This window comes from Pseudomonas sp. SJZ131 (assembly GCF_007828705.1).
Classification (GTDB): Bacteria; Pseudomonadota; Gammaproteobacteria; order Pseudomonadales; family Pseudomonadaceae; genus Aquipseudomonas; species Aquipseudomonas prosekii.
Genome location: NZ_VIVC01000006.1, coordinates 416,069 through 427,717 on the forward strand (window position 1 = coordinate 416,069; position 11,649 = coordinate 427,717).

Below are 11,649 nucleotides of genomic sequence, written 5' to 3' on the forward strand. Positions count from 1 at the left end.
GGATATTCGGCGCGACACGGCCCTATGTGGGAGCGAGCTTGCTCGCGATAGCGTCTTGGCAGGCGCTACACGATCACCTTGGCACGCCGCAATTGCTCAATCCGCTGCGCACTCAATCCCAACTCCGCCAACACCTGATCCGTATGCTCGCCCAGCGCTGCGCCGACAAATCGCGGTGCCGGCAAGCCTTCGGAAAATTTCAGCGGACACGCCATCTGCGCCTGCGTCGAGCCATCCGCGCGCGGCACTTGCGTCACCAGTGCCCGCGCCTGCAACTGCGGATGCTGCAGCGCTTCGCCGACGCTCAACACCGGTTCGACGCACGCATCCACCGCGCCGAACAACGCACACAACTCGGCAAAGTCATGCTTCTCGAATTCCATTTTCAGCTCATTTTTCAACGCCTGTTGCTGCTCCGGTTTAGTCGATAAACCCTGGGCCGCCAGCTCCGGGCGGCCCAGCGCCGAACACAATTGCTGCATGAACGCAGGTTCGAGGCTGCCCACCGACATCCAGCGGCCATCGCGCGAGCGGTAATAGTCGTAGAAGCTGCCGCCATTGAGCATCTGCTCTTCGCACCCGGGCTCGACGCCGCAAGCCAGGTAACCGGCGCCAGCCATGGCGTTGAGGCTGAACGCGCAGTCGGTCATGCTCACGTCCAGATGTTGCCCCTGCCCGCTGTGCTGGCGCGCGATCACTGCCGCGAGCAGGCCGATCACGCCGTGCAGCGAGCCACCGGCAATGTCCGCCACTTGCATGCCCAACGGCAGTGGGCCGCTGTCGGCGCGGCCGGTGTAGCTCGACAATCCCGCCAGCGCCAGATAGTTGATGTCGTGACCGGCGCGATCCTTGTACGGGCCGGTCTGGCCGTAGCCGCTGATCGATACGTAAATCAGCTTCGGGTTGATCGCCTTCAGCGCTGCATAACCCAGGCCCAGCCGCTCCATCACGCCGGGTCGAAACTGTTCCAGCAAAATGTCGTGGTCCTGCAGCAATTGCTTGATCAGTTCCAGCGCTTGCGGTTGCTTGAGGTCCAGCGCCAGGCTGCGCTTGTTGCGGTTGAGGTAGGCGTGGCTGGCCGACACACCTTGATCGTGCGGCGGCAACACGCGCAGCAGGTCGGCGCGGGTCGGCGATTCGATGCGCAGCACTTCGGCGCCCATGTCCGCCAGCAACAAAGAGGCGAACGGCCCCGGCAGCAGTGTCGAGAAATCCAGAACCTTGAGTGATGCCAGTGGACCGAGCATGAATGTTCCCCGTTTGCGAAGGCTTGTATGCAATGGCTTGAGCCTAGGCAGGCAATCGCATTGCGGCAATCACTTGATGTGTCAGCAACTGTGACCGTTACGCTCAAATCGCAGGCATGAAAAAACCCGCCGAAGCGGGTTTTTCAATGCAGCTCAGGTTAGATCAGGTGCAGCTGAGATTACTTGACGTTGCTTGGGGTTGGGCCTTCAGCCACGCCCAGGTCGTCTTCAACGCGCTCGTCGGAGATCCCACGACCACCCGAAGCCAGCTCGGCATTCATGGTGTCGACGTCGAGTTCCTTGACCCACTTGGCCACCACCAGCGTCGCTACGGCGTTACCGACCAGGTTGGTCAGCGCGCGGGCTTCGGACATGAAGCGGTCGATGCCGAGGATCAGCGCCAGACCGGCCACCGGCAAGTGGCCCACTGCCGACAGGGTGGCGGCGAGGACGATGAAGCCCGAACCGGTCACGCCAGCCGCGCCTTTGGAGGACAGCAGCAACACCACCAACAGGGTGATCTGGTGCGTGATGTCCATGTGCGTGTCAGTTGCCTGGGCAATGAACACTGCGGCCATGGTCAGGTAGATCGCGGTGCCGTCGAGGTTGAACGAGTAACCGGTCGGGATGACCAGGCCAACCACGGATTTCTGTGCGCCCAGACGCTCCATTTTGATCAGCATGCGCGGCAGTACCGATTCCGAAGAAGAAGTACCCAACACGATCAGCAGTTCTTCACGGATGTAGCGAATCACTTTCAGCACGCTGAAGCCGTGAGCGCGAGCGATACCGCCCAGCACGATCAGGATGAACAGCACGCAAGTGATGTAGAAGCACGCCATCAACTGACCCAGTTGCACCAGCGAACCGACACCGTAGGCACCGATGGTGAACGCCATGGCACCGAAGGCACCGATCGGCGCGAGTTTCATGATCATGTTGATGATGTTGAACATCACGTGGGCGAAGCGATCGATCAGGTCCAGCAACGGCCGACCGAACGAACCGAGGCGATGCAGGGCGAAACCGAAGATCACCGAGAACATCAGCACTTGCAGGATGTCGCCAGTGGCGAACGCGCCGACGATGGTGTTCGGGATCACGTTGAGCAGGAAGCCAACGACGCTTTGATCAGCACCGGCCGCTACGTACTGCGCGACTTTGGAGGCATCCAGGGTGGTCACGTCAATGTGCATGCCGGCACCCGGCTGCACGATGTTGACCACAATCAGGCCGACCAGCAGGGCGATGGTCGAAACGATTTCGAAATACAGCAGCGCGTAGCCGCCGGTTTTGCCGACCGATTTCATGCTCTGCATGCCAGCGATACCGCTGACGACGGTGCAGAAGATAATCGGCGCGATGATCATTTTGATCAGCTTGATGAACCCGTCACCCAATGGCTTGAGGGCCACACCGGTCTGCGGATAGAAGTGACCGATCAGAATGCCGATGATGATGGCAACGATCACCTGGAAATACAGGGATTTGTACAGTGGCTGACGAGTCGTCATTGCAAAGTTCCTCAAGAGTGCCCGATGACAACATCCATCTGTTGCCCAAGACACTTCAATTGCGAACCCTCCTGCACTGGAGGGATTTGTTTTGTCGAGCTGCGCAGCGGCAGGCATCTACCGCTTGTATCGCAAAGCCCGTGCCACCTTCACCTGAATCCCCGTTAGCCTTTTGACATCAAGGGCTGCAGGTTTTTGCCGCGCTGCAAACGGGCAGCGCAATGTGGCGGATTCCCGCCTGATCACCCAACCTCGTCCTACAATATGGCGGATATCCGCCTTGTTCAGCGCCGAGCCGTGCGGCTAACATTCGCGGCTTATCGGACGGACCTGCCAGCCATGCGTGAACGCACAATCGCCAGTCATTTCGCCCGCGCCGCCCTTGGCGGTGCGCGCCGTCGTGGCCTGGATTATTCCGCGCTCTTGTTACAACTGGGGATCAGCCCTGAATTGCTCGACGAGCCGCGTGCGCGGATCGCCCCGGAACAATTCACGCGGTTGATCCAGAGCCTGTGGCTGGCGCTCGACGACGAATACCTGGGTTTCGGCCCGGCGCCGAGCAAACCCGGCAGTTTCGCGATGATGTGCCACGCGCTGATCCACTGTCGCAATCTGGATAAGGCGCTGCATCGCGGCTTATTGTTTTATAGCCTATTCCCCGACGCTCCGCGTCTGACCCTGAGCCGCGAGGACGAAATGATTCGCCTGAGCCTCGACGATGCGCAGCTGTGGGACCCGGATCATTTTCTGACGGAATGCCTGCTGGTGATCTGGCATCGCCTCGGCAGTTGGCTGATCGGCCAACGGATTCGGCTGGAGCAAGCGACGTTCAGCTATGCGCGGCCCGAGCACGGCGCCGAATACGATTTGCTGTTTCCTTGTGCGCTGGAGTTCTCGAAGCCGCAGAGCAGTCTGCTGTTTCACAGCCGTTATCTGGCGATGCCGTTGTTGCAGGACGAACGCACGCTCAAGCATTTTCTCGAACGCTCCCCCGCCGACCTGCTGTCGCGCCCCGATGACGGCGACAGTTTGAGCAGCCAGTTGCGTCGTTTGCTCAGCCGCGACAGTTCCCGTTGGCCGGACTTGGAAGCAGTGGCCGCGCACCTGCACATCAGCCCGCAAACCCTGCGTCGGCATTTGCGTGAAGAAGGCAGCAGTTTTCAGGAATTGAAGGATCAGTTACGCCGCGACATTGCGATTTATCACCTCGGGCGCGCCGACCTGTCGTTGCAACAGATCGCCGAACAGCTGGGATTTTCCGAGCCGTCGGCGTTTCATCGGGCGTTCAAGAAATGGACCGGGCTGACACCAGGGGCTTATCGCGCGCAGGAAAACTGAATCTCGGCATCAGATTTTCGAGTGTTTTCTCCGGCCTCATCGCGAGCAAGCTGGCTCCCACATTTGGTTCGCGGCGTTCACCCACAGTGTGTTCACCACAGTCCCCACTGGGAGCGAGCTTGCTCGCGATGCCGTTCGCCGGCACACCTCAGGTTCAGATCAAAGCGCCGGGAAATGAATCCGAAACGCCGCGCCACCCAGCGCCGAGTCGCCCAGGGTCAATTTGGCGCTGTAGCTTTCGATGATGTCCTTGACCACCGCCAAACCAATCCCCTGCCCCGGATGCTGGCGATCCAGCCGTTCGCCCCTTTGCAGAATCCGCGCGCGCTGGTCTGGCGGCACGCCCGGCCCGTCGTCCTCGACGCACAGCTCAATGCCGCTCTGGGTGTCGCGAACGCTGACGCGCACTTCGCTCAAACACAGCCGATAGGCGTTTTCCAGCAGATTGCCGAGCATTTCCAGCAACGCGCCCTGCTCGATCGGCACGTAACAGTGCTCCGGCAAATCGAAAGCGACGCGCACGCGTTTGTCGCGATAGACCTTGTCCAGCGTGTCGCAGAGGCTTTGCAGCACTGGGCGCAGGCGCACCTGATGGCGCACCAGGCCGCTTTTGCGCAGGCTGGCGCGCTGCAATTGATAGCCGATCTGCTGGCTCATGCGCTCGATCTGCGATTGCAGCACCCACGCCTGATCGCGATTTTCGGGGCGCTGCGCCATGTCTTCGCTGACGCCTTGCAACACGGTCAGCGGGGTTTTCAAACTGTGCGCAAGGTCGTCAAGCGAATCGCGGTAACGGCTGCGTTGCTCGCGTTCGCTGTGCAGCAAGCGGTTCAGCGAGCCGGTCAGGCGCAGCAGTTCGCGCGGGTGTTGCTCGGTGAGGCTTTGGCGGTCGCCGCTTTCGATTTCATCGAGTTCCTGGCTCAAGCGGCGCAGGGCTTTCAGACCCCAGGTCAGGCCAATCCACAGCAGCGCCAGCAACACCAGCAACGCCGCGCCGAAACCGAGGTAGAGGTTTTCGCGCAGGCCTTCGAGGGTGATTTCGTATTCGCGCACCGGTTGCAGCGCGACGATGCTGAATGCCGCGCTTTTGCCGCCGAGCAGTTTGACCTCGACGTCATAAACGAAAAATTCCTGGCCGTCGGTTTCCTTGATTCTGGCGAATTCGTTACCGCGTCCGTCGTAACGCGGTTTGTAGTTGATGTTCTCTTCGCGGGTGCCTTTCGAGCGCCAGACCAGCCGTCCTTCGCGGTCATAGATGTAGCCGAGCAAACGGCTGTCGGTGAGGTTGTAGCGCTCATCCGGCAACTGCGCCGGCATCTGCAAGCGATTGTCTTCGACCCGCGCGGCGGAAATCAGCGTGGTCACGTCCGAGGCCAGGCGTTGCTCGATCGAATCCTGCAACGCGAGGCTGAACGCGCCTTGCATCGCCGGCAGCAACGCGAGCATGAACAACACCGCCAACAGCGTGGCGGCGAGCATCAGGCGAACGCGGAGCGAGCGAATCAAGTGCAGCGCTCGTTGAACAGGTAGCCGAGGCCGCGCACGGTATCGATCGGCTTGAACCCGGCCGGGCCTTCGAGTTTGCGCCGCAAGCGCCCGACCAACACTTCGATGACATTCGGATCGCGCTCGTCGTCATCCGGGTAGAGCTGTTCCATCAAACGATCCTTGGCCACCACTTGCTGGTGATGGCGCATCAGGTATTCGAGAATCCGGTACTCGTAGGCGGTCAGCGCCAGCGGCTGTTCATCGAGGGTCGCCTGCTTGCGGTTGAGGTCGAGCAGCAGCGGCCCGGCGGTGACCGTCGACTGGGTGAAACCGCTGGAACGGCGCAGCAGCGCATTCAGCCGCGCGTCGAGTTCTTCGAACTGGAACGGCTTGACCACGTAGTCGTCGGCGCCGGCGGCGAGGCCTTCAACCTTATCCTGCCAGTTGCCGCGCGCGGTGAGGATCAGGATCGGGAAGGTCTTGCCGCTCGAGCGCAATTGGCGGATCAGGTCGAGGCCGCCCATGCCCGGCAGGCCGAGGTCGATCACCGCCAGGTCATGGTTGAATTGCTCGGTCTGGTACAGCGCCTCTTCGGCGTTGGCCACGGATTCGACCACGTGGCCGCTGTCCGTCAGGCGGGTTTGCAGGTGATGGCGCAGCAGCGCTTCATCTTCGACGACCAGCAATTTCATATCGCTCTCCCGGGCAAAACAACATCTCCAGAGGCACGCGCAGATGCCTCAATGGTCAACATGGCAACGCCGGATCACCCTTTTTGGGTGACCCGGCGCAGGTCTGTCGCGAACTGCTTTTAAAAAGCGTAGTTGGCGGACAGGTAGGTCTGGGCGCTGCTGTTAAGTGCCAGCGAGCCTTGTTTGCTGCCACCGCGTTCGCTCATTTCGGTGCTGGCATTGCTGCGCAGGTAACGGTAACCCAGCTCGACCGAGGTGTTTTGCGAAACTTGCTGCAACACGCCGACCTGGCCGCCGAGGGCGTAACCGATGTCGCTGTCGCGGCTGAAGCCTGGGGATTCCTGAGTCAGCTTGGTGAAACCGGCCGTGGCGCCGCCGAACAATTTAGTGCTGCCGCCCACCGGGTAGAACAGATCGTAGCTGCCGAGCAGGTTTTCCTGGCGCAGTTTAATGCCATTGTGCGAGCCGGACACGTTGTCGTAAGTGGCGTAGTAGCGGCCCTGGTTGTTTTGCTGGCCCAGACGCACACCCCACGTGGTGTCTTTGCCGATGACGCCGTCGGCGTTCGGGTGATCGAGGTTGTCGTTGAGCGCGTGGGATTTTTTCACCTTGTCGCTGGTTTGCCCCAGCGTCAGGCCGGCGAACGTATCGTCGGTCGCGTGCGCCGCAGCACTGGCGCTCAACACGGTGAAAGCCAACAGCAGTTTTTTCAGAGAAGTCATAGGAAGTTTCCTTATGCACTGGCGTTTTTTGGGTACGGGGCAAGGTTACTCACCGGCCCCTGAACTGCCCCTGAACGCTCTCTGAACCTGAGCTGAATCAAATCGACTAGGCTGATTTGACCACTTTCTTTTCAGGAGACCCGACCATGCGCCTGTTTCTCGCCCTCGTATTACTAGCCGCCAGCACGCTGGCCAACGCTGCGATCAAGACCCAGGAAATGCCTTACCAGAGCAGCGACGGCACGCAGATGATTGGTTATTACGCCTATGACGACGCGATCAAAGGCCCGCGCCCCGGCGTGGTGGTGGTGCATGAGTTCTGGGGTCTCAACGATTACGCCAAGCGCCGCGCCCGCGATCTCGCCGGTCTCGGTTACAGCGCGCTGGCCATCGACATGTACGGCGGCGGCAAGAACACCGAACACCCGAAGGACGCGATGGCGTTCATGCAAGAGGCGCTGAAGGACAGCGCGGTGGCGAGCGCACGCTTTCAGGCCGGGCTCGATCTGCTGAAGAAACAACCGCAGACCGATCCGCAGAATCTCGCGGCGATCGGTTATTGCTTCGGCGGAGCGGTGGTGCTGAATGCGGCGCGTCAGGGCCTGCCGCTCAAGGGTGTGGTGAGTTTCCACGGCGCGCTAGCGACCAAGACGCCCGCGGCACCGGGCAGCGTGAAGGCGAAAATCCTCGTCGAGCATGGCGCGAAAGACAGCATGATCACCCCGGATAACGTCGCCGCGTTCAAGTCGGAAATGGACAAGGCTGGCGCCGATTATCAATTCGTCAGCCTTGCGGACGCCAAGCACGGGTTCAGCAACCCTGACGCCGACCGGCTCGGGCATGGCGAGCATGGCGGGCCGGATATCGGCTACAACAAAGCGGCGGACGAGCGTTCGTGGGCGGACATGCAGGCGTTCTTCAAGAAAATCTTTGGCTGATCAGTGAACCCTGTGGCGAGGGGGCTTGCCCCCGTTTGGCTGCGAAGCAGTCGCAAAACCGGCTGGCATGGACGAATGCCGGGAGCCGCTTCGCGCCTCAACGGGGCCAAGCCCCCTCGCCACAAAAGCTGTTGCTACTACCCAGTCTGAGAGCAACCCGGCAAAATGCCCACCATGAATTCAACCCCTGCCCTGCCCGCCTGCTGCACCCCGCTCGATGCCCATTGGCCGCTGCCATTGCGGCTGGCGGAAACGGTGTTGCTCAGCACGCACTTCGACCCTGCGCAACTGGCCGCCGATGATTTCCAGCGCAGCGTCATCGCGCCGCCGGCGAGCATTCAGCGTTCGGTAGCCAAGCGCCAAGCCGAGTTTCTTGCCGGACGGGTGTGCGCGCGCGCCGCGTTGCAACAGCTTGAAGGCTTGGATTGTGTGCCGGCCATCGGCGAGGATCGCGCGCCGGTCTGGCCGGCGCACATTGCAGGCTCGATCACCCACAGCACCGGCCGCGCCGCCGCGATTGTCGCAAACAAGGCGCACTGGCGCGGTTTGGGCATGGACCTGGAAAACCTGCTGAACTTCGAACGCGCCGAGCGCCTGGCCGGGGAAATCCTCACAGCGCCGGAGCTGCAGCGCATGGCCGCTGCTGGCAGTGAGCATCTGGCGCTGCTGGTGACGCTGACGTTTTCGGTGAAGGAAAGTCTGTTCAAAGCGCTGTACCCGATCGTCCAGCAGCGCTTCTATTTTGAACACGCTGAAGTGCTGGAATGGTCGGCGGACGGTCAGCTGCGCCTGCGTTTGCTCACGGATTTGTCCAGCGAGTGGCGCCATGGCACCGAGCTGGATGCGCAGTTCGCGGTGAAGGATGGGCAGTTGTTGAGTCTGGTCAGTATCAAGGCTTGAGCCTCACCCCTTGTAGCAGCTGGCGAAGCCTGCGTTCGGCTGCGCAGCAGTCGCCAAACCAGACACCGCAGTGTTTCAGGTAAACCGCGTGCGCAGGATTTACGACTGCTTCGCAGCCGAACGCAGGCTTCGCCAGCTGCTACAGGTGCTCGTCAAGCCTCAACGCTTCTCCTGATTTCTCGGCCAGCTCAAACTGAAACACGCGCCGCCGAGGCTTTTGCTTTTGCTGATCAGCGCCCGGCCGCCGTGCCAATGGACGATGCGCCGCACAATCGACAAGCCCAGCCCATGCCCACCGGACGCGCGAGTGCGGCTGTCGTCGAGGCGCAGGAACGGCGTGAAGATTTTCTCCCACGCCGCTTCCGGCACGCCCGGCCCGTCGTCCTCGACATCGACCCGACAGCGCAATTGCCCGACCTGATAACTCACCGTGACCCGCGATTGCGCGTGGCGCATGGCGTTGCCGACCAGATTTTGCAGCGCGCGGTGCAGATAACGCGGTTCGGCTTCAACCCAGGCGTCGTCGCAATCGGCGGCGGACAGACACAAACCGCGCTGCACCGTGACCTCCGCGCGCAACGGCGCCAGTTCCTCGATGACTTGATTGACCAGCGCATCGAGATCGACGCGCTGGAAATTCAGCGCCGGCGAACCCTGCTCCAGACGCGCATACGTCAGCATCTCGTCGACCAGTTTGTCGAGGTCTTCGATGTCGTGGTCCATGCCTTCGCGGTACTTCTCCAACGCTTGCGGCGTGGTCGCCGAGCCGATCATCTCCAGGCCAAAACGCAGGCGCGCGACCGGTGTGCGCAGTTCGTGGGAAACCGCGCGCACCAGTTCGCGCTGAATCGCCAACAATTGCTGTAAATGCTCGGCCATGCCGTTAAAAGCCGCCGCCAGCCGCCCGACCGAATCCGCGCCGCGCGCCGGCACGCGGGTTTCCAGGCTGCCCTTGGCGATGCGCGTGGCGGCGGCTTCGAGGCCACGCAAACGCCGCTCCAGTTGCCGAACCAGCAAATAAACGATCAACCCGATCAAGCTCAGGCCCAACGCCGCAATCAACACCAGCCATTCCGGCGGATACGGATTCATCTGGAACAACGGACCGATTTCCAGCACCCACGGCGTGCCGACCATGCCGGCAAACACGCGGATCGAATCGCCGCCCTTGCCCAGCGCCATCACCGTATCGCCCTCGGACACGCGCCGGCTCTGGTCTTCATCCATGTCAGCCTGTTCGACTTTGACCAGCCGCAGGTCGAAACCAAAACCCTTGTCTTCCTTCAATTGCGCCAGGCGCTGCGGCTGCTCGGCGACCGGGTAGCGCACCAGTTCGTCGGCCAACAGATAAATAGTCGCGCGGGCCAGTTGCTCGCTGATCTGCTGCACTTCGCCGGTCAGCACCAGTTGCTCCTTGTCGCTGACCAAGCGATAAACCTTCGCCGCGTGCGGCCCGGTCTGTTCGACCAGCGCCTGCCCGCGCAGCACCCGGGTGCGCTGGGTCAGGTCGAGGTCGGTCTGGGCGAAGGTTTGCAGCGCCAGCGGAATGCCCAGCAAGCGTTCCCACACCAGCAGCGCGCGGTGGCGCTCGGTCTGGTTCATCGGTTGCAGGTTGTCGGCCATCAACGAGAACGTGCCGTGGGCCAGGCGCTCGCGGTATTGCTCGCTGCGCACCTGATTAAGCAGGTGCAGCGCCAGCACGCCGAGCACCGCCACGAGGATCAGCGCTGCGCACATGCCGCCGTAGATGCGCAGGAAAATCGAGTTCACAGCGGTAGGTCTGCGCAGGCTTCCGGCACGAACAGGTAACCTTTGCTGCGTACGGTTTTGATCAGGCGTGGATGGTCCGGGTCGTCGCCGATTTTTGGACGGATGCGCGAGATGCGCACGTCGATGGAGCGGTCCTGGCCGTCGTAACCGATGCCGCGCAGGGCGGTGAAGATTTCTTCGCGGGAGAGGATGCGCCCGGCGTTGGCCACCAGCAGCCACAGCAGGTCGAATTCGGCGCTGGTCAGTTCGATGCCGTTGTCGTTGAGCCAGGCTTCACGCAGCGCGTTGTCGACGATCAGCGGCCCGAACTGCAAGCGCCGGAGTTTTTCCGGGGCGACTTCCGGCGCTTCGCTGCGGCGCAACAAGGCCTGGATACGTGCCAGCAGCAAGCGCGGGCGCACCGGTTTGCACACGTAATCGTCGGCGCCGAGGTCGAGGCCGAGAATCTGATCGGTGTCGTCGGTGCGCGCGGTGAGCATCAGAATCGGCCCGTCGAACTTGTCGCGAACCTTGCGGCAAATGCTCAGGCCATCTTCACCGGGCAACATCAAGTCGAGGATCACCAGATCCGGTTGTTCCTTGATGATCCGCGCGGCCGCCAGCGCACCGTTGCCCTCGATCGACACGCGCAGGCCGTTGGCTTCGAGGTAATCGCGGGTCAGCTCGGCCAGTCGCTGGTCGTCTTCGACAATCAATACCTGCCAGGCTTCTTGCTCCACGGGTGACCTCTGCTTGCCAACAACACTTATAAGGAAGGATCCGCCCGTCTTTTTGTAATGATTGGGGAGGACAAGAATGCGTGTGCACCGGCCGATTGTATAAACGTCGCCCGGCGAGAAAACAAGTCGGCAAATGCGTTCGGACAAGCCGCTTTTTTGTGGTAGGGTTCGCGCCCTTAAAAATCCGAACGACTGTTTTCAATGATTGAAAAACAGTGAAAATGCGCGCGATGCAGCAGCGTCGCGGCCTACACGCCTGTTCCACGATTCCCACACGATTTACCCACGTCTTATCCACAGGTTGTCCGTTGCAATCGGGCC

At 61.5% G+C, this 11,649-nt stretch carries 10 protein-coding genes; 3 read left to right on the forward strand and 7 right to left on the reverse strand.

Annotated elements, in window-relative coordinates; all coding sequences use genetic code 11:
- Positions 1-65: 65 nt before the first annotated feature.
- Together FBY12_RS25200 and FBY12_RS25205 are read right to left on the reverse strand one after the other, a co-directional pair.
- Positions 66-1,247, reverse strand: a complete 1,182-nt coding sequence (locus FBY12_RS25200; protein WP_145256941.1) for a CaiB/BaiF CoA-transferase family protein — start codon at positions 1,245-1,247, stop codon at positions 66-68.
- A gap of 179 nt (positions 1,248-1,426) precedes the next feature.
- Positions 1,427-2,761: a dicarboxylate/amino acid:cation symporter gene (locus FBY12_RS25205; protein WP_121731395.1), complete on the reverse strand. Its 1,335-nt coding sequence runs from the start codon at positions 2,759-2,761 to the stop codon at positions 1,427-1,429.
- Between the two features lie 339 nt (positions 2,762-3,100).
- Between FBY12_RS25205 and FBY12_RS25210 the strand changes: the two genes are divergently transcribed.
- Positions 3,101-4,099 (forward strand): AraC family transcriptional regulator, encoded by a 999-nt coding sequence (locus tag FBY12_RS25210; RefSeq protein WP_145256944.1) that lies wholly within the window; start codon positions 3,101-3,103, stop codon positions 4,097-4,099.
- A 159-nt stretch (positions 4,100-4,258) separates the two neighbouring features.
- Here FBY12_RS25210 and FBY12_RS25215 read toward each other — a convergent pair whose 3' ends face one another.
- The 3 genes from FBY12_RS25215 to FBY12_RS25225 form a co-directional block, all read right to left on the reverse strand.
- Positions 4,259-5,605: an ATP-binding protein gene (locus FBY12_RS25215; RefSeq protein ID WP_145256947.1), complete on the reverse strand. Its 1,347-nt coding sequence runs from the start codon at positions 5,603-5,605 to the stop codon at positions 4,259-4,261.
- Positions 5,602-6,279 carry a response regulator gene (locus FBY12_RS25220; protein WP_145256950.1) on the reverse strand — a complete coding sequence of 226 codons (678 nt, stop codon included), beginning with the start codon at positions 6,277-6,279 and terminating at the stop codon, positions 5,602-5,604. Before FBY12_RS25220 ends, FBY12_RS25215 begins: the two co-directional genes overlap by 4 nt.
- Before the next feature lie 119 nt (positions 6,280-6,398).
- Positions 6,399-7,001, reverse strand: a complete 603-nt coding sequence (locus FBY12_RS25225) for an outer membrane beta-barrel protein (protein ID WP_145256954.1) — start codon at positions 6,999-7,001, stop codon at positions 6,399-6,401.
- 146 nt (positions 7,002-7,147) lie between these two features.
- Here FBY12_RS25225 and FBY12_RS25230 point away from each other — a divergent pair, with 146 nt between their 5' ends.
- Positions 7,148-7,939 carry a dienelactone hydrolase family protein gene (locus FBY12_RS25230; protein WP_145256957.1) on the forward strand — a complete coding sequence of 264 codons (792 nt, stop codon included), beginning with the start codon at positions 7,148-7,150 and terminating at the stop codon, positions 7,937-7,939.
- A gap of 174 nt (positions 7,940-8,113) precedes the next feature.
- The gene (locus tag FBY12_RS25235; protein WP_218570650.1) at positions 8,114-8,839 is read left to right on the forward strand and encodes a 4'-phosphopantetheinyl transferase; all 726 of its coding nucleotides are present in this window, start codon (positions 8,114-8,116) and stop codon (positions 8,837-8,839) included.
- A gap of 159 nt (positions 8,840-8,998) precedes the next feature.
- Here FBY12_RS25235 and FBY12_RS25240 read toward each other — a convergent pair whose 3' ends face one another.
- A complete protein-coding gene (locus FBY12_RS25240) occupies positions 8,999-10,609 on the reverse strand; it encodes an ATP-binding protein (RefSeq protein WP_145256963.1) in 1,611 nt (536 codons plus the stop codon).
- Positions 10,606-11,328 carry a winged helix-turn-helix domain-containing protein gene (locus FBY12_RS25245; RefSeq protein ID WP_092279106.1) on the reverse strand — a complete coding sequence of 241 codons (723 nt, stop codon included), beginning with the start codon at positions 11,326-11,328 and terminating at the stop codon, positions 10,606-10,608. Before FBY12_RS25245 ends, FBY12_RS25240 begins: the two co-directional genes overlap by 4 nt.
- Positions 11,329-11,649: the final 321 nt, after the last annotated feature.